The sequence below is a fragment of the Arthrobacter sp. 7Tela_A1 genome (genome assembly GCF_049311065.1).
In the GTDB taxonomy this organism is placed as follows: domain Bacteria; phylum Actinomycetota; class Actinomycetes; order Actinomycetales; family Micrococcaceae; genus Arthrobacter_B.
In genome coordinates, this window is the sequence record NZ_JAXIOO010000013.1 from 67,962 (window position 1) to 86,266 (window position 18,305).

Here is an 18,305-nt window from a genome sequence, read left to right on the forward strand (position 1 = left end):
TTAATTACCGTCCAGATCCTTGATGGTGTCAGCAAGCTGCTCGGATCCCGCAGCCCGGTTCAGCAGGTTCAGCCGCAGGACCGGACGGCCCTTGTCAGCGAGGACCTGGGCATCACCGGCGGCCTGGGCAGCAATCAGTTCGCCAAAACTGAAGGGCCGCCCCGGGATCGCGACGTCGGCGGAGGGCGCCCCGGTGATCTGCAGGTAGACGCCCTGCGCCGGCCCGCCCTTGTGGAACTGCCCGGTAGAGTGCAGGAACCGCGGACCCCAGCCGAACGTCACGGGACGGCCGGTGATTCCGGCCAGTTCCGGGCGCAGCCGCTCGAGATCCGACTGGGCGCTGCGGTCCAGGTAAGCCTGGACACTCAGGTAGCCATCCGCGCCGAGCTGGTCCAGGAGGCCACCGAGTGCCTCCTTGAGGGTTTTCGACCCGCCCAGCAGCGCCGCATCGCCGCGGACCTCGATATTCCCGTCGACGAACGACGGCGCCACGGGCTCCGGCTGTGCGTCCAGCAGGCCGCGTGCGGCTTTCTTGGCAGCCTCGACATCCGGCTGGTCGAACGGATTGATCCCCAGCAGGCGACCGGCGACGGCCGTGGCGTACTCCCACAGCATCATCTGAGCGCCGAGGCTCCCGGAGACCACCACCTGGTTGCCCTCCGGCATCGCTTCCGCTTCCGGAGAGGTAATCCGGACCACCAGGACATCCGGTGCGCCGGCAAGGGTTTCCGGAGCCTGCGGCTCCGCCACCACCGGCAGCACTCCGGTGCCGAGCTTTCCGGTGGATTCAGCGATGAGCTGCTCCGCCCAGTCGGGGAAGCCAACCAGCCCGGATCCCTCGTCAACGATCACGATCTTGTTCCGCAGCGGATCGGTGCCGCCCAGGGCCGCGCCCAGGGCGAGGCCGATGTTGTCTTCCGCGTTGTCGCTGAGGATCTCCGCCGTATCTTCTGCTTCCCCGAGCAGCGCCTCGATGTCAGCGCCCGCCAGGCCGGACGGAACCAGGCCGAAAGCCGTCAGCGCAGAGTAGCGGCCGCCGACGTTCGGGTCGGCGTTGAACACCGCACGGTAGCCTGCCTCGCGGGCAGCGGTGTCCAGCGGGGACCCGGGATCCGTCACCACGACGATCCGTGAAGCAGCATCGATGCCTGCCTGGGTGAAGGCCTCTTCAAAGACGCGGCGCTGGGAGTCTGTTTCCACGGTGGAGCCGGACTTGGAGGACACCACGATCACGGTGGAGGCGAGGTCCTGCGCGAGGGCGGCAGCCACGGAGTCGGGGTCCGTGGAATCCAGCACCGTGAGATCCACCCCGGCGGTGCCGGTGATGACCTCCGGTGCCAGCGAGGAGCCTCCCATCCCGGCGAGGACCACACGGTTGACTCCCTCGGCTGCCAGCGCCTGGCGGAGTTCGCGTATCTGTCCCAGCAGCGGCCGGGAGCTTTCGCCCGGGTTCAGCCAGCCCAGGCGGATGGACGCTTCAGCTTCTGCTTCGGGGCCCCACAGCGTGGGGTCCTGGGCGAGGAGACGGGTGGCTACCTCGTCCCGGACCAGGCCGGGGACCTTGGCCTCCACGGCGTCACGGGCAGCTCCTGCTGCTTCAAAGGACAGAGCGGTCATGGGTTTATGCCTCCTGCGCGCTGGTCAGTGCTGCGGAAACGGTTTCCAGGAGTTCACCCCAGGACACGACGAACTTGTCCAGGCCCTCAGTCTCCAGAAGGCCAACGACGTCGTTGTAATCGATGCCGGCACGGTCCAGGTCGTCCATCACAGCGGCCGATTCGGTGTAGGTCCCAGTGATGGTGTCTCCGGTGATGACCCCATGGTCGGCAGTAGCTTCGAGGGTTTTCTCCGGCATGGTGTTCACGACTCCCGGAGCCACGAGCTCGGTGACGTAGAGGGTGTCCGGGAGGTTCGGATCCTTGACCCCGGTGGACGCCCACAGGGGGCGCTGCGGCCGGGCTCCGGCGGCTGCCAGCACCTGCCAGCGCTCCGTGGCGAACTGCTCTTCCCAGACCTGGTAGGCCAGGCGTGCGTTCGCGAGCCCTGCCTTGCCCTTCAGCGCCTTGGCTTCGTCGGTGCCGACAGCGTCGAGCCGCTTGTCGATCTCGGTATCCACGCGGGAGACAAAGAAGGAAGCCACGGAATGGATGGTGGAGAGATCGTGGCCGTTTTCCCGGGCCTGCTCGATTCCGGCCATGTACGCGTTGATGACCTCGCGGTAGCGCTGGAGCGAGAAGATCAGGGTGACATTGACGCTGATGCCGGCAGCGATTACTGCAGTGATGGCCGGGAGGCCTTCAGGCGTCGCCGGGATCTTGATCAGGACATTGCTGCGGCCGACCTTGTCGAAGAGTTCCTTGGCCTCGTTGATGGTTCCCTGCGTGTCGCGGGAGAGGCGGGGATCCACCTCGATGGACACGCGGCCGTCAACGCCGTCGGTCGCTGCTGCGACGGGAGCAAAGACATCACACGCCTGCAGTACGTCGTCGGTGGTGATCTCAAAGACCGCCTTGTCAACGGTGGCTCCGCTGGCCGCAAGCTGCTGGACCTGTGCCGCATAGGACTCGCCGTTGGCCAGTGCGGCCGCGAAGATGCTCGGGTTCGTGGTGACACCGACGACGTTGCGGGAGGCAATGAGGTCCTTCAGTGATCCGGAGGTGATCCGCTCACGTGAAAGATCATCAAGCCAGATGGATACTCCGGCGTCGGACAGTGCTGCTGTGGGGCTGGAAGTCATAGGGATACTCCTTTTTCCGTTTACTTCTGGTCGCCGGTCTCGGTGGAGGCGGCGCCCGAAGGTGCGGCAGGGGTGCCGGCAGGTGCGGCGTCCTGTCCGTGGACCGCTGCGAGGGAATCCCTGGCAGCCTGGGCTACAGCGTCGGCGGTGATGCCGAACTCGTTGAACAGCGTCTTATAGTCGGCAGAGGCACCGAAGTGCTCCAGCGAAACCATGCGTCCGTCGTCGCCGACAAACTCGCGCCAGCCCTGGGCGATCCCCGCTTCAACGGAGACGCGCGCCTTCACGGAGCGGGGAAGGACGGCTTCGCGGTAGTCAGCGTCCTGGCGGTTGAACCACTCGACGCTGGGCATGGAGACAACCCGCGCAGCGATGCCTTCTGCGGCCAGCGCCTCGCGGGCGGCCACGGCCAGCTGAACCTCCGAACCGGTGCCGATCAGCACTACGTCGGGAGTGACGGTTTCCCCGTCCCGCACCGCTTCCGCGAGGACGTAACCGCCTCGCGCTGCGCCGTTGGCTGAACCGAAGGACGCGGCGTCGGCTGCGCCGGTGCCCCGCTCCCACGTGGGGACATTCTGGCGGGTCAGGACGATGCCGGCCGGGTTTTCCGTGTTCTCCAGGATGGTGCGCCAGGCAACGGCGACCTCATTGGCATCCGCGGGACGGACGACGTCGAGTCCCGGGATGGCGCGGAGGGATGCCAGCTGCTCAACGGGCTGGTGTGTGGGACCGTCTTCACCCAGGCCGATCGAGTCATGCGTCCAGACATAGATGGAGGGAACGCCCATGAGCGCGCCGAGCCGAATGGCGGGCCGCTGGTAATCACTGAAGATCAGGAACGTGCCGGAGAAGGCACGCGTGTTGCTGGACATGGTGATGCCGTTGACGATCGCGGCTGCGGCATGTTCACGGATGCCGAAGTGCAGTACGCGTCCGTACGGGCCGCCGGACCAGGTACCGGTCTGCTTTGACGCGGGAATGAAGGACGGAGCACCTTCGATCGTCGTGTTGTTCGATTCGGCGAGGTCCGCCGACCCGCCCCACAGCTCGGGGAGGACCGGGCCAATGGCGCTGAGCACCTTGCCGGAAGCCGCACGGGTGGACACATCCTTGCCTGCTTCGAAGACGGGCAGGCTCTCTTCCCAGCCCTCGGGCAGCGTTCCGGCCTGGATGCGTTCCAGGAGCTTGGCGCCCTCCGGATTGCCCTGGCGCCAGGCTGCGAAGGAATCGTTCCAGAGAGCGTGTTCCTTCGCGCCGCGGGAAACAGCCGCGCGGGAATGCTCCAGGACCTCGTCTGCAACCTCAAACGTCTGCTCGGGGTCGAAGCCCAGCGTTTCCTTCAGGGCTGCGACTTCGTCCTTGCCGAGGGCGGAACCGTGGATCTTGCCGGTGTTCTGCTTGTTCGGCGCCGGCCAGCCAATGATGGTGCGCAGCGAAATGATGGATGGACGTCCGGTTTCCGCCTTGGCGGCTACCAGCGCGTTGTAAAGGCCCTCGACGTCTTCCTTGTACTCCCCGCCCGCAGTCCAGTCCACCCGCTGGGTGTGCCAGCCGTAGGCTGCGTAGCGCGCCAGGACGTCCTCGGTGAAGGCGATGTCGGTGTCATCTTCGATGGAGATGTGGTTCTCGTCGTAGATCACCACGAGGTTCCCGAGTTCCTGGTGTCCGGCAAGGGAGGAAGCCTCGGAGGTGACGCCTTCCTGCAGGTCGCCGTCGGAGGCAATGACCCAGATGGTGTGGTCAAACGGGCTGGTGCCCGCCGGGGCCTCGGCGTCGAACATTCCCCGCAGGCGGCGCTGCGCATAGGCGAAGCCAACTGCGGATGCCAGCCCCTGGCCCAGCGGGCCGGTGGTGATTTCGACGCCGTCGGTGTGGCGGTACTCGGGGTGCCCCGGGGTCTTCGATCCCCAGGTGCGCAGCGACTTGAGGTCATCCAGTTCCAGGCCGTACCCGGAAAGGAACAGCTGGATGTAGAGGGTGAGCGAGGTGTGCCCGGGGGAGAGGACAAACCGGTCACGGCCCAGCCAATGGGGATCTGCCGGATCGTGGCGCATCAGTTTCTGGAAGAGCAGATAGGCGGCAGGAGCCAGGCTCATGGCGGTCCCGGGGTGTCCGTTGCCAACCTTCTCGACGGCGTCAGCTGCCAGCACGCGGATAGTATCCACTGCCTTGCTGTCGGTCTCGGTCCAGGTCAGGTTCTGCTCTTCCAAATGTGGCACGTTTACCGGGCCCCTCTCTGCTGCGGATGACCGGTGCCCCTGGCACCGGAAGCGGCGTCTGCCGCTCCAAACCGGATGTTGCGCTGAATCGTTGCCGGACAGCTGCACTGTTCAGCCCGGTCCGGCGGCTCGTAAAGTTTCGCCGGACCCGCTGGTTGCACACTGCGCACAGCACTTTTCAGTGCGGAGGCGGTGTCCGTTCCAACCTTATCCCGAAGGCCGTGCCAATGGGCGTATCGTGTCGGGCAAACCCGTGACGGGGGGTACCGTTCTGCTGCACTGCCGGGCACCGCGGGCGGAAGGGTACTTGTGCTTCGTTTTCTACAGGGGATAGAGGTTATGATGAACTCGGACTTTTCCAGCCCAGACAGGACTAAGTGATCGTTTCGTGAGTACGCAGCATGCCCCCGCCGAGGTTCCGGTCTACGCCGGAAAAATGAGCGTGGGACGTAAGCTACGGGCCTACGTGGCGCTGACGAAGCCGCGCGTCATTGAACTCCTGCTCGTGACGACCCTTCCCACCATGTTCTTTGCGCAGGGTGGCGTTCCCCCCGTCTGGCTGATGGTCTCGACGATGGTTGGCGGCGCCCTGGCGGCAGCCAGCGCGGGAGTCTTCAACTGCTACATCGACCGGGACATGGACCGGCTCATGCGCCGCACTGAGAAGCGGCCCCTCGTGACCGGTGAGGTCAGCCCCCGTGAGGCACTCGTCTTCGGCTGGGTGCTTGGCATCATCTCCATCGCCCTGCTCTGGTTTGGCGCCAACCCGCTCACGGGCCTGCTCGGCCTGGGAGCGATCCTGCTCTACGTCGTCTTCTACACGCTGATCCTCAAGCGCCGCACCACGCAGAACATTGTCTGGGGCGGAGCGGCCGGCTGCATGCCGGTACTGATTGCCTGGGCCGCCGTGACCAACACAGTGGAATGGCCGGCCGTCATCCTGTTTATGGTCATCTTCCTGTGGACGCCGCCGCACTACTGGCCCCTGTCCATGAAGTACGGGGAGGACTACCGCAACGCGTCCGTGCCGATGCTCGGCGCCGTGGCGGGGGCCAAGCTTGTCTCCGTTCAGGTTGTGCTCTATGCCTACGCCACCGTGGTCTGCTCCCTGCTGCTGATTCCGGTTGGCGGAGCCGGCTGGGTCTACACCGCCGGTGCCGTCCTTGGCGGCGGCTGGTTCCTGGCCGAAACCCATCGCCTGCACTCCCTTGCCCAGCGCGGGGACGTGACGGACAAGTCGGCCATGAAGGTCTTCCACGGCTCGATCAGCTACCTGACCATCCTCTTCCTGGCCCTGGCTATCGACCCCTTCGTCGGCGGCCCGCTCTTCTAGGCCTTCAGGGGGTCAACGGCACTCCGTTCCGCCGGGCGCCCTGCCCGTTCTGCCTCTCTAGCCGTCCGGCCCCTGCCGGTTCTGCTTTCTCCAGCGGCCCGGCCTCTGCCGTGCTCTCCAGCCTGCCCATCTATGTCTGCCTGCCCCGTCATTGCCTGCGTTGATGCGCCCAGCCTCTGGCAGCGAGCAGTGCGCTCGGACTGCGCATCCGCCGTCGTGCATTCCGTTCCAACAGCACACGCAACAAGGGCCGGACCGCACTGACGTGCAGTCCTGCCCTTGTGAAGATTCTGCTGTGCGGGTTTCGCGCAGGCACTGGTTAACCAGTGCACGGAAACCGCCTGGTTAGCGGACTGGAACGGCAGTCTTGGCCCGCTGTTCCGGAACCTTACGGGAGAACCCGGTGTAGAACACCTGTGCGGCAGCGGCCGTCATCAGCGACGCCCCCAGCATATGCAGTGCCACCAGGGCGATAGGCAGAGCCAGGAAGTGCTGCGCGTAGCCGATGACTGCCTGGGCCAGCACGACGGCGGTGAACAGCAGCAGGGAGCGCCTGAGCCGGACATCCACCGTGCGGCGGTAGACGAGGTACAGCGCGACAATCAGCGTGAAGACCAGCAGGTAGACGGGGACGACGTGGATCCGGGTCATCAGGTCCGGGTCCAGGTTGTTGCGCGCTGCGCCGTGGTCTCCCGCATGCGGGCCGGCGCCGGTGACGATCACGCCCAGGACCACGGTAATGGCCGACAGCACTGCGATGGCCCAGACCACGGGACGCAGGGTCCGTCCCGCCAGCGGCTCGTGCCGCTCCGCGAGCTGGCCGGGACTCAGCCATGCCCGGTTCACCAGGACAACCGCCACGGCGATGATGATCATCGACACGATAAAGTGCAGGCCCACTACCCACGGGTTCAGGCCGGTCCAGACCGTAATTCCACCGATAAACGCCTGGGCCGGGATGCCGGCCAGAGCAGCGACCGAGAGCCACATCAGGTCCGGGCGCGCAGAACGGCCCTTCCAGACAGACGCCAGCATGCCAAAGGCAATGGCGGTGAGCACGAACGTCAGCAGCCGGTTGCCGAACTCGATCACACCGTGGATGCCCATTTCCGGCGTCGCGACCAGCGAATCGGCAGTGCAGAGAGGCCATTCAGGGCAGCCCAGCCCTGAAGCGGTCAGCCGGACGGCGCCGCCGGTCACGACGATGCCGATGTTGGCCACCAGGGTGGCGACCGCCAGGGAACGGACCAGGCGGCTCGTCGCGGGCCCGGCAGCCGGTTCGGCAGCACTCGCAGCGGACGTGGGGGCGGGGGTGTTCGGCACGGGTACTAACTCCATTTGAACCAGCGGACGGCGGCAAGACCGCCCAGGATTGTCCACGCCAGCAGGATGAGCGTGGCGGGAAGGTTGAACTGGGCTTCCAGAAGAGCCGACCTCAGGACATCCCCGAGGGCGGCTGAAGGCAGTGCCTGGATCCAGGGTTGCAGATCGGCAGGGAGGCTGGCAGCCGGAATGATGATGCCGCCGATTCCTGCGAGCAGGATCCAGAGCAGGTTGGTGATGGCCAGCGTGGCCTCGGGCCGCACGGTTCCGGCCACCAGCAGTCCCAGGGAGGTGAAGGCCACGGCTCCCAGGACCAGCAGGGCGAGTGCCAGCGGGATCCCCGGCAGCGAGGGCTGCCAGCCCATGAACAGGGCGACGACGGTGACCAGCACGGCCTGGATGGCGAGCACCGACAGGACCGCAATGATCTTGCCTGCGATCAGGCCGGCACGGCCCAGGGGAGTGGTGGAGAGATACCTCAGGACTCCATAGCGGCGGTCGAACCCGGTGGCGATGCCCTGGCCGGTGAACGCCGTCGACATGGCGCACAGCGCGAGTACCCCGGGAACAGCGGTGTTAACCCGGGACGGTCCGTACGCATCCAGAAGGGGCGTGACGCTGAGTGCAATGAGGCCAAGCAAGGGGAGCACGACGGCGAGGATCAGCTGCTCGCCGTTGCGCAGCATGGTTTCGGCCTCATATTTGCCTTGGTTGAGGACCCGGACCGGCAGGGAAGCTGGTGCGCTCATCGGATTTCCCTTCCGGAAAGTTCGAGGAAAACGTCCTCAAGCGTGCGGGAAGCCATGTGGATGCTGTCCGGCAGGATCCCCGCGTCATTCCACCATGCGGCCAGGTTGACCAGGTCGGCGGGCGCGAAGATCCCCCGCAGTGCGTACCTTCCGGGGGCTTCCTCCGTCAGGACCAGATGATCCAGGGCCGGCACTGAAAGGTTGAGGCCGGCGGGTGCGGCGAAGGTCATTTCCCGGCCGGCCGCATGGTCGGCAGTTCGGGCGGTCAGTTCGGCAACGGTGCCCTGGGCGACCGTGCGTCCGGCATCGATGATGTAGACGTAGTCGGCGAGCTTCTGGGCGTCGTCCAGCAGATGGGTCGTCAGGATGATCCCCAGGCCCTCGTCCCGCAGTTCCTGGATGAGCTCAAAGACGATCTGACGTGACTGCGGGTCAAGCCCGGCACTCGGTTCGTCGAGGAAAAGGACTTCTGGGTTTCCCACCAGTGCTGCGGCAAGGGCCACGCGCTGGCGCTGCCCGCCTGAAAGCCGGCGGATACCGGTCTTTGCGAAACTCCCGATACCCAGGCGGTCCACCAGCGAGTCGACATCGCGGGGATCGGCATACATGCTGGCGATATGGCGCAGCAGGGCCACCGGCCGGGCCGACGGCGGAAGGCCGCCGTCCTGGAGCATCACTCCGGCCCGCGCACGAAGGTCCGCTCCGGCCCCGTAGGGGGCCTGGCCCAGCAGCCTGACCTCACCGCCGTCGATGGGCTGCAGGCCCTGGGCACATTCAAGGGTCGTCGTCTTTCCGGCACCGTTCGCTCCCAGTAGGGCCGTGACCTGTCCCCGCCGTGCGGTGAAGTCCACGCCGGCAAGGACGCGGATCATTTTGCCGTCGAGACCGGGAACGGGACCGCAGTCCCGGATCAGGCCGGTGATAGTCAGGCAGGGGTCGTCGTTAGGCACGCCCATATTCTACGTTAGGTAGTAGTTCCTCCCCGCCCTTTGCTCCCGGGCGGGCCTCCCGCGGGGAAGCCTCGCCTTAGTAGCCCTGAGGAATGGATTAGGTCATGATTGTGTTGTGTATTCTGTGAAGAGTTCAGCGACGCCGGAACCGCCGGTGCCAGCCAAAGAGTCGGAAGAGCGCACCCGGGACCGCGTCCTGGGCGCGGTGCTTGAACATGGCCCCGTCAGCGCTGCCGAGCTCGGCGAGCGGCTGGGTTTCACACCCGCAGCAGTCCGGCGGCACCTCGATGCACTGGAGCGGCAGGGACTGATCGAAGTCAAACGCGTCTCCGCTCCCGGCGCCGGTGCCGGGCGTCCCGCGCGGCGCTACGTCGTTTCCCAGCAGGGACAGTCCTACCTCGGCAATGACTACCTCACCATTGCCACTGAGGCCCTCCGCGCGCTGGGCCAGGCTGCCGGGCCGGAAGCCATTGAGGCCTTTGCCGCCGCTCGCTTTGCGAAGATGGAGGAAAGGTACCGCCCGGTTATTGAGGCCGCCGGCGAGGCCGTCGAGGACAGGGCGCAGGCCCTGGCCTCTGAACTCACGAAGGACGGCTTTGTGGGTTCGACGACCATGATCGGCACCAGCCGGACGCCCAGCACGCTGCTGAGCATCCAGCTGTGCCAGGGGCACTGCCCCATCCAGGCGCTGGCCAGCGCCTATCCCGTCTTCTGTGACAAGGAGACCGAAGTTTTCTCGCGGCTGCTGGGAGTGGATGTGCGCAGGCTCTCCACACTGTCCCGCGGCGGGCACGTTTGTACGACCCACATACCCGTGGGCCGTTCCTCGACTGCGCCCCACCAGCCGGTGGGATCCGCAACAACCCAGTCCACATCCACTCATCAGCAAGAAAGGCCGTGATGACGGATCAAGTAACCCGGAAGGCCGAGGCACCGCAGGTGCCCGACTCCGTGATTTCAGACATTCTGGAAAAGAACCCCGAACTCGAGGGCATTGGTACCTACGAGTACGGCTGGGCCGACTCAGATGTCGCCGGGTCCAACGCCCGCCGCGGCCTCTCTGAAGAGGTAGTCCGTGACATTTCGGCGAAGAAGAACGAACCGGAATGGATGCTGGACCTGCGCTTGAAGGGCCTGAAGTACTTTGACCGCAAGCCCATGCCCACCTGGGGTGCAGACCTCTCCGGCATCGACTTCGACAACATCAAGTACTTCGTGCGCTCCACCGAGAAGCAGGCCAACACGTGGGAAGACCTGCCCGAGGACATCCGCAACACGTATGAGAAGCTCGGCATTCCCGAAGCTGAGCGCGGCCGCCTGGTTTCCGGCGTCGCTGCCCAGTACGAGTCCGAGGTTGTCTACCACCAGCTCCGTGAGGACCTGGAACGCCAGGGCGTCATCTTCCTGGACACCGACACCGCACTGAAGGAACACCCGGAGATCTTCCAGGAGTACTTCGGCACCGTCATCCCCGTGGGCGACAACAAGTTCGGTTCGCTGAACACTGCCGTATGGTCCGGCGGCTCCTTCGTGTACGTCCCCAAGGGCGTCCACGTCGAGATCCCGCTGCAGGCCTACTTCCGCATCAACACGGAAAACATGGGCCAGTTCGAGCGCACGCTGATCATCGCCGATGAGGACTCCTACGTCCACTACATCGAAGGCTGCACCGCGCCGATCTACACCTCGGACTCGCTGCACTCCGCCGTTGTGGAAATCATCGTGAAGAAGGGCGCCCGCGTCCGCTACACGACCATCCAGAACTGGTCCAACAACGTGTACAACCTGGTGACCAAGCGCGCCATCGCCCACGAAGGCGCCACCATGGAGTGGATCGACGGCAACATCGGTTCCAAGGTGACCATGAAGTACCCGGCTGTCTACCTGGTTGGCGAGCACGCCAAGGGTGAGACCCTGTCCATCGCCTTCGCCGGCGAAGGACAGCACCAGGACACGGGCTCGAAGATGGTCCACATCGCACCGAACACCAAGAGCTCGATCATCTCCAAGTCAGTCGCCCGCGGCGGCGGCCGTGCCGCCTACCGTGGCCTGGTCCAGGTCCGTGAAGGCGCCAAGAACTCCGCCAACACCGTGCGCTGCGACGCGCTGCTGGTGGACACGATTTCCCGCTCGGACACGTATCCGTACGTGGACATCCGCGAAGACGACGTCACCATGGGCCATGAAGCCACGGTTTCGCGCGTCAGCGAGGAACAGCTGTTCTACCTCATGTCCCGCGGCCTTCCCGAGGACGAGGCCATGGCCATGATCGTGCGCGGCTTCATCGAGCCGATCGCGCGCGAACTGCCGATGGAATACGCCCTTGAACTCAACCGCCTCATTGAACTCCAGATGGAAGGAGCCGTCGGTTAATGTCGAAGCTTAATGACACCGTGGTAAACGCGGCTGAAAACGTAGTCGAGACCGTGGCTGAAAAGGTCAGCAGCGCAGTGGAAGGCGTCAAGGCACGCATCGGAGCTCCTTCCGGAGACCGCCGTGTCCGCATTGACGGCTTCACCGAGGAAGGCGAAAACCTTTCCCCGCTGAACGAGTCTTCTCCGGTCCTGGGCGGCGACAGCAGCAAGTCCCACAGCCACGGCGCCGGTGCAGGCATTCCCGACAGCTCCCGCGCGGGACGCCTGACGTCCTTCAACCGGGCGGACTTCGGCAAGCTCACCGGCCGTGAAGAGGACTGGCGGTTCACGCCGCTCAAGCGCCTGCGCGGCCTGCACACCGAAGAACTGACCGGCACCGCACCCGAGGTCGCCGTCGTCGCCCCTGAAGGCGTCACGGTAGCCGGAATCGGCCGCGATGATTCCCGGATCGGAACCGCAGGCATCCCCGAGGACCTGGTTGCAGCTGCGGCCTGGGAAGCCTTCACCGAAGCCACCCTGGTCAGCATTCCCAAGGACACCCAGGCTGAGGGCACCGTGACGCTGTCCATCACGGGCGCCGGCACGGATCCCGCGGCGCAGCACATCCTGATCGAGGCCGGTGCCTTCTCCAAGGCCGTCGTCGTCCTGGACCACAAGGGTTCGGCCACGCTGTCCCAGAACGTGGAAATCCTCGTCGGCGACGGCGCGGAACTGACGGTCATCTCGGTCCAGGACTGGGACGACGACGCCGTCCACGCTTCTGCGCAGTACGCCCGCATTGGCCGCGACGCACGTTTCAAGCACGTCGTCGTCAGCCTTGGAGGCGACCTGGTGCGCGTCACACCGTCCTCCAAGTTCACCGCCACCGGCGGTGACGTTGAAATGTTCGGCCTGTACTACGCGGACGCCGGCCAGCACCTGGAACAGCGGCTCTTCGTGGACCACGCAGTTCCGAACTGCAAGTCCCGGGTCATGTACAAGGGCGCACTGCAGGGCAAGGACGCACACACCGTCTGGGTTGGCGACGTGCTGATCCGCAAGGAAGCCGAAGGAACCGACACCTACGAGGTGAACCGGAACCTGCTGCTCACCGACGGCGGCCGCGCCGACTCCGTGCCCAACCTTGAAATCGAGACCGGCCTCATCGAAGGCGCAGGCCATGCCAGCGCCACTGGCCGGTTCGATGACGAGCACCTGTTCTACCTGATGGCCCGCGGCATCCCCGAGGACGTTGCACGCCGCCTTGTGGTGCGCGGCTTCCTGAATGAAATCATCCAGCAGATCAAGGTTCCGGAACTGGAAGAGCGCCTGACCGCCGCCGTCGAGCGAGAGCTCGCCGTCGTCGAGGCCTAAGCCCTCCTTCCTCCCAAACCTGCAGACCGCACCGCACGCGTGCAAAGAGAAAGCGAAACTACGCATGTCCACTCTTGAAATCAAGGACCTTCACGTCAGCATTGAGACCGAACAGGGTGTCAAGAAGCAGATCCTGAAGGGCGTCAGCCTGACCATCAATACCGGTGAGACCCACGCCATCATGGGCCCCAACGGCTCCGGCAAGTCCACGCTGGCTTCCACCATCGCCGGCCACCCGCGCTACATCGTCGACAGCGGTTCCATCACCCTGGACGGCGAAGACGTCCTGGCGATGAGCGTTGACGAGCGCGCCCGTGCGGGCCTCTTCCTGGCCATGCAGTACCCGGTCGAGGTTCCGGGTGTCACCATGACCAACTTCCTCCGCACGGCCAAGACCGCGATCGACGGCGAAGCACCGTCCTTGCGGCACTGGACCAAGGACGTCAAGAACGCCATGTCCCAGCTGCGCATTGACGCCGACTTCGCCCAGCGCAACGTCAACGAAGGCTTCTCCGGCGGCGAGAAGAAGCGTGTGGAGATTCTCCAGCTCGAGCTCTTCCACCCGAAGTTCGCGATCCTCGACGAGACCGACTCCGGCCTGGACGTGGATGCGCTCAAGGTTGTTTCCGAAGGCGTCAACCGGGAGCATGCCGAAGGAAACATGGGTACGCTGCTGATTACGCACTACACGCGGATCCTGCGCTACATCAAGCCGGACCACGTCCACGTCTTCGTTGACGGACGCATCGCAGAGCAGGGCGGCCCCGAACTCGCCGACCGCCTTGAAGAAGAAGGCTACGACCGGTTCGCCAAGACCGGCGCAGTGAGCGCCTGAGCCTGAGCGCAACGCCGGAAGGAGAAGGAGCACACTATGACTGACGCGAATCTGGCCCAGACATCCCTTGAGGATGTCGAAGAGGCCCTGAAAGACGTTATCGATCCCGAACTGGGTGTGAACATCGTTGACCTGGGCCTGCTGTACGGACTCAAGTACGCCGAAGACGGCGCCCTTCTCATCGACATGACGCTCACGACTGCGGCCTGCCCGCTGACCGACGTCCTCGAAGAGCAGACCGCCAAGGCGCTTGAGGGTGTCGTGGACGAGTTCCGGCTGAACTGGGTCTGGATGCCGCCGTGGGGTCCGGAAAAGATCACGGACGACGGACGTGACCAGATGCGGGCCCTCGGCTTCAACATCTAGGCACTGACCTGCACTAAGGGCGGGCACCGGAAACGGTGCCCGCCCTTAGCGTTCCCGCTCCGGCCCGGGCTCGCCAATGCCGCGGGCGGCGAGGGCATCTCCGGTCTGCTGGGCGTAGGCGACGGCGCGGATCACGACAGGCACCGCCAGGGCCCGGGGGTTGCGTTCCAGGCCCCGGGCCTTCGCGGAGTCCCGCACATCGGCGGCCGAGCCCAGCAGGTACGGAATGCTGCGGAGCATCAGCGCCAGGGCCAGGCCAAACCGTTCCGGGTCAGCTCCAAGAACCCGGAGGGGACGCGCCAAGGCAACAGCGCCGTCGAGCAGCTGCTGTACGGGCACTGTGAGGAGCAGGAGGCGTGCTGCCGCCACGCAGACGGCGATGTTGCCTGCCACGGTCACGGCAGCCGACGGACCCGCAGACCACCACTGGAATCCGCCGATCAGCAGCAGCACCGGCCACATCAGCTTCAGCGGGCGCGCCAGTTCACCCGGCAGGCGCGCGGCCGCGTATGCCGCAGCCGTCAGCAGGGCCGCCGCTGCGGTGGCCAGCGGGTGCGCCAGCACCAGCGTGGTAATCGAAGCCGCGGCAACGGCAGCAGCCTTCACTGCCAACGGTGCCTTGTGGACCACACTGTTCCCGGGCCGGTAGACGCCGAGATGCCCGCTGTTCCTCACGGGCGCATCCTGTCAGCGGGCTCGGCGGGCACAGTAGGGTTAATGGGCCCAGGATCCCGGGCCGCCGCCAGCCGGTAGGCGGCGATGGCTTCCTCGGCCGGTCCGTCGAAGGCGATGCCGCCGTTCTCAACCACCAGGACCCGCTCGGCATCGGCGGCAAACTCAAGGTCATGCGTGGTGTAGATGACCTGTTGGGGGAGTGCTGCCAGGATGGAGCGCAGCCGGGCCGTGTTCCGCAGATCCAGCAGGGTGCTCGGCTCATCAGCCACGAGGACGGCCGGGTCCGTGGCCAGCACCGCCGCCAGGGCCATCAGCTGGCGTTCCCCGCCCGAGAGGTCATAGATACTGCGGTCCGCCAAGGCCAGGAGTCCGAAACGCCGGAGGACCTGCTCGGCCGCCCCGCGGCGCTCCCGCGCGTTCCGGACGCTGCGCCGGAGCGAAAGTTCGACGTCGTCCCGTCCCGTTGGCATGACCAGCTGCGAGAGCGGATCCGTGAAGACAAACCCCACGCGGCGGCGTACCAGCGCGCCCTGGCGGACCGTATCTGCGCCGTCGACGCTGACGCTCCCGGTGGAGGGGAGCAGCAGCCCGTTGATCAGCCGCAGGAGGGTGGACTTGCCTGACCCGTTGGCGCCGATGACCGCAATCCTGCGCTCCGGCAATTCGACTGAAACCGGACGCAGGATCGTCCGGCCGCCGGAACCTGCATCCGGGGCCTGTACCGACGCAGCGGAGAACCTGATCACCATCAGCGGTGTGCGTTCCTGGTCCCGGGCACCAGGCGCGGGAACGCAGCGAAGACACTCACGGCGGCCGCAGCAGCCGCCAGGTTCTTGATCACGTCTCCGGGCCAGAAGGCCATGTCTGCTGCCAAAGCGGCCGGGAAGGAGAGCTTGGCGTTGAGCATCACGCCGGCGATGCCCAGGGGATGGAGAATGAACAAACTCGTTCCCAGTCCCACCGCGAAGAGCACCGCAAAGCGCGCCCGCCGGATCCGGGCCAGCAGCACGCGCACCAGCAGGCCTGCGACCAGTGCCGCCAGGGGGAAAGCCAGCAGGAAACCGGCCGATGGTCCGGCCAGGACTCCGATGCCGGAACTGAACCCGCTGAAGACAGGAAGGCCCGCCAGTCCGGCGAGCACATAAAGGCCTGCCGCAGCACCCCCGCGGGCCGGTCCGAGCACCATGCCCGTGAGGATGACTGCCAGCGTCTGCAGGGTGACCGGCACGCCAGCGGCAAGGGGAATCCCGGGAATGAGCGAGAACGCCGCGATCAGGGCCGCGAACACCGCGATATAGGAGAGATCCACAGCACCCCACCCCCTCCGAGATGGCAGAAACTGCCCGTAAGAGGCCTCATTCGAGCCGTTTCTGCCATCTCGATGGGAGGAGACCCCGAGGGAGGTGTCCGGGTCGGGCGAAGCTGTCGCGGACACAGCAGTTTCGGGCACAGCAGGTTCGGGCAGTGCAGGTTCGGGCACAGCAGGCATTCGGGCTCGTTTCGTGGTTCCTGCAGGATTCGGTTCATGGCCCTGGGAGATTGGGCCCGGTGGATCCGAGACTAGCCCCGCACCAGGGTGCCCGCCGTTGTCGGGTTCCTACAAACTCCGGCTTTACCGGTAGACTTGGAAGGCTGCCTTCGCAGACTCCGCGTACCACGCGCTTCAATCCATTTCCTTCGAAAGGTCCCCCCTTAGTGATTGCCGTATCTGAACTCGAGCTTCGTGCCGGTGCACGCCTGCTCATGGAAGCGGTCTCATTCCGTGTGGACAAGGGAGACAAGATTGGGCTGGTGGGCCGCAACGGCGCCGGCAAGACGACGCTGACCAAGGTCCTTGCGGGTGAGACCCTGCCTGCTGCCGGCCACATCAAGCGCACCGGGGACATCGGCTACCTGCCGCAGGACCCCAGGACCCCCGACATGGAGCAGCTGGGCCGGGACCGCATCCTCTCCGCCCGCGGCCTGGACAAGGTCATGACCGCGCTGAAGAAGTGCCAGGACGAGATGGCCAGTGACGATCCCAAGGTTTCCCAGAAGGCAATGAACCGCTATGACCGGCTGGAGGCTGAGTTTCTCTCCGCCGGCGGCTACGCGGCCGAGTCCGAAGCGGCAACGATCTGCGCGAATCTCGCGCTCCCGGACCGCTTGTTGAACCAGCCGCTGAAGACGCTGTCCGGCGGCCAGCGGCGCCGCGTCGAACTGGCCCGCATCCTGTATTCCGACGCCGAGACGATGCTCCTGGACGAACCCACCAACCACCTCGACGCCGACTCGATCGCCTGGCTGCGCGAATTCCTCAAGAACCACACCGGCGGCCTGATCGTCATCAGCCACGACACCGGACTGCTTGAAGCCACCGTCAACAAGGTCTTCAGCCTCGACGCCAACCGCGCCACCATCGACATCTACAACATGGACTGGAAGCGCTACAAGGTCCAGCGCGAGACCGATGAGCGCGCCCGCAAGCGGGAACGCGCCAACACCGAGAAGAAGGCCAGCGTCCTGCTCGCCCAGGCCAACAAGATGAAGGCCCGCGCATCGGGCGCCTCCGCCGCTCAGAGCATGCTCAAGCGTGTCGACCGGCTTATGGGAGGGCTCGACGCCGTCCGCGCTTCCGACCGCGTGGCTGCCCTCCGGTTCCCGGATCCCGCACCCTGCGGCAAGACTCCGATGATGGCCGAAGGGCTCAGCAAGAGCTACGGCTCGCTGGAAATCTTCACCGACGTCGACCTCGCAATCGACCGCGGTTCAAAGGTGGTCATCCTGGGGCTGAACGGTGCCGGCAAGACCACTCTGCTGCGGATGCTCGCCGGCGTGGATACCCCGGACACCGGCCGCATCATTCCCGGCCACGGACTGAAGGTCGGCTACTACGCCCAGGAGCACGAGACCCTGGACACCGAACGCACCGTCCTGGAGAACATGCGCTCCGCAGCACCGGACATGGACGACGCCGAGGTCCGCAGCGTGCTCGGCTCCTTCATGTTCAGCGGCGATGACGTGGACAAGCCTGCCGGAGTCCTCTCCGGCGGTGAAAAGACCCGCCTGGCGCTGGCCACGATCGTTGCCTCGTCAGCGAACGTCCTGCTCCTGGACGAACCGACCAACAACCTTGACCCGGCCTCCCGCGCCGAAATCCTGGGCGCCCTGAGTACCTACTCCGGTGCCGTCGTCATGGTCAGCCACGACGAGGGTGCGGTCGCAGCGCTGAATCCCGAACGCGTGGTGCTGCTGCCGGACGGCGACGAGGACCACTGGAACGAGGGCTACTTGGAGCTCGTCACCCTGGCCTAGTCCGCCGGACCCTGCGCTAAGCGAAAGGGGGCCCGCGGGCCCCCCGGGGGGGCGCCGGCCCGTGGCGGGTTACCGGGGGGGGCCCCCCCCCGGGGG

16 protein-coding genes are annotated in these 18,305 nt (G+C 65.8%); 7 read left to right on the top strand and 9 right to left on the bottom strand.

Going from position 1 to position 18,305, the window contains the following annotated elements; translation table 11 throughout:
* The 3 genes from TVB01_RS07755 to tkt are packed head-to-tail and all read right to left on the bottom strand — an operon-like array spanning position 1 to position 4,947.
* Complete coding sequence (locus tag TVB01_RS07755) at positions 1-1,617, bottom strand: glucose-6-phosphate isomerase (protein ID WP_422455329.1); 1,617 nt, start codon at positions 1,615-1,617, stop codon at positions 1-3.
* Positions 1,618-1,621: 4 nt separating this feature from the next.
* Positions 1,622-2,737 (bottom strand): transaldolase, encoded by a 1,116-nt coding sequence (gene tal, locus TVB01_RS07760; RefSeq protein WP_422455330.1) that lies wholly within the window; start codon positions 2,735-2,737, stop codon positions 1,622-1,624.
* Between the two features lie 20 nt (positions 2,738-2,757).
* Entirely contained in the window at positions 2,758-4,947 is a 2,190-nt protein-coding gene (gene tkt / locus TVB01_RS07765) for a transketolase (RefSeq protein ID WP_422455343.1), read from the bottom strand.
* Between the two features lie 445 nt (positions 4,948-5,392).
* On the opposite strand from tkt, the gene TVB01_RS07770 reads away from it, so the two are divergent.
* Positions 5,393-6,289, top strand: a complete 897-nt coding sequence (locus TVB01_RS07770; protein ID WP_422455344.1) for a heme o synthase — start codon at positions 5,393-5,395, stop codon at positions 6,287-6,289.
* Between the two features lie 345 nt (positions 6,290-6,634).
* Here the strand turns inward: TVB01_RS07770 and TVB01_RS07775 are convergent, their stop codons facing one another.
* Genes TVB01_RS07775 through TVB01_RS07785 form a run of 3 tightly spaced genes read right to left on the bottom strand, consistent with a single transcriptional unit; the run spans position 6,635 to position 9,311 of the window.
* The gene (locus TVB01_RS07775; protein ID WP_422455331.1) at positions 6,635-7,612 is read right to left on the bottom strand and encodes a COX15/CtaA family protein; all 978 of its coding nucleotides are present in this window, start codon (positions 7,610-7,612) and stop codon (positions 6,635-6,637) included.
* 5 nt (positions 7,613-7,617) lie between these two features.
* On the bottom strand, positions 7,618-8,361 hold the full coding sequence (locus tag TVB01_RS07780; protein WP_422455332.1) for an ABC transporter permease: 744 nt from the start codon (positions 8,359-8,361) through the stop codon (positions 7,618-7,620).
* Positions 8,358-9,311: an ABC transporter ATP-binding protein gene (locus TVB01_RS07785; protein WP_422455333.1), complete on the bottom strand. Its 954-nt coding sequence runs from the start codon at positions 9,309-9,311 to the stop codon at positions 8,358-8,360. The genes TVB01_RS07780 and TVB01_RS07785 overlap by 4 nt, the downstream gene beginning before the upstream one ends.
* A gap of 154 nt (positions 9,312-9,465) precedes the next feature.
* Between TVB01_RS07785 and TVB01_RS07790 the strand changes: the two genes are divergently transcribed.
* From TVB01_RS07790 to TVB01_RS07810, 5 genes are all read left to right on the top strand, one after another.
* The gene (locus TVB01_RS07790) at positions 9,466-10,212 is read left to right on the top strand and encodes a helix-turn-helix transcriptional regulator (RefSeq protein ID WP_422455334.1); all 747 of its coding nucleotides are present in this window, start codon (positions 9,466-9,468) and stop codon (positions 10,210-10,212) included.
* Entirely contained in the window at positions 10,212-11,684 is a 1,473-nt protein-coding gene (gene sufB / locus TVB01_RS07795) for a Fe-S cluster assembly protein SufB (protein WP_422455335.1), read from the top strand. Before TVB01_RS07790 ends, sufB begins: the two co-directional genes overlap by 1 nt.
* Positions 11,684-13,039 (top strand): Fe-S cluster assembly protein SufD, encoded by a 1,356-nt coding sequence (gene sufD / locus TVB01_RS07800; protein WP_422455336.1) that lies wholly within the window; start codon positions 11,684-11,686, stop codon positions 13,037-13,039. The genes sufB and sufD overlap by 1 nt, the downstream gene beginning before the upstream one ends.
* A 64-nt stretch (positions 13,040-13,103) precedes the next feature.
* Entirely contained in the window at positions 13,104-13,874 is a 771-nt protein-coding gene (gene sufC, locus TVB01_RS07805) for a Fe-S cluster assembly ATPase SufC (protein WP_422455337.1), read from the top strand.
* A gap of 36 nt (positions 13,875-13,910) precedes the next feature.
* Positions 13,911-14,240, top strand: a complete 330-nt coding sequence (locus TVB01_RS07810) for a metal-sulfur cluster assembly factor (RefSeq protein ID WP_227896721.1) — start codon at positions 13,911-13,913, stop codon at positions 14,238-14,240.
* A 45-nt stretch (positions 14,241-14,285) separates the two neighbouring features.
* Here the strand turns inward: TVB01_RS07810 and TVB01_RS07815 are convergent, their stop codons facing one another.
* Genes TVB01_RS07815 through TVB01_RS07825 form a run of 3 tightly spaced genes read right to left on the bottom strand, consistent with a single transcriptional unit; the run spans position 14,286 to position 16,224 of the window.
* The gene (locus TVB01_RS07815; protein WP_422455338.1) at positions 14,286-14,915 is read right to left on the bottom strand and encodes an energy-coupling factor transporter transmembrane component T; all 630 of its coding nucleotides are present in this window, start codon (positions 14,913-14,915) and stop codon (positions 14,286-14,288) included.
* Entirely contained in the window at positions 14,912-15,667 is a 756-nt protein-coding gene (locus TVB01_RS07820; protein WP_422455345.1) for an energy-coupling factor ABC transporter ATP-binding protein, read from the bottom strand. Before TVB01_RS07820 ends, TVB01_RS07815 begins: the two co-directional genes overlap by 4 nt.
* On the bottom strand, positions 15,664-16,224 hold the full coding sequence (locus TVB01_RS07825) for a biotin transporter BioY (protein ID WP_422455339.1): 561 nt from the start codon (positions 16,222-16,224) through the stop codon (positions 15,664-15,666). Before TVB01_RS07825 ends, TVB01_RS07820 begins: the two co-directional genes overlap by 4 nt.
* A gap of 386 nt (positions 16,225-16,610) precedes the next feature.
* Here TVB01_RS07825 and TVB01_RS07830 point away from each other — a divergent pair, with 386 nt between their 5' ends.
* The gene (locus TVB01_RS07830) at positions 16,611-18,209 is read left to right on the top strand and encodes an ABC-F family ATP-binding cassette domain-containing protein (protein ID WP_422455340.1); all 1,599 of its coding nucleotides are present in this window, start codon (positions 16,611-16,613) and stop codon (positions 18,207-18,209) included.
* The last annotated feature ends 96 nt before the right edge of the window (positions 18,210-18,305 follow it).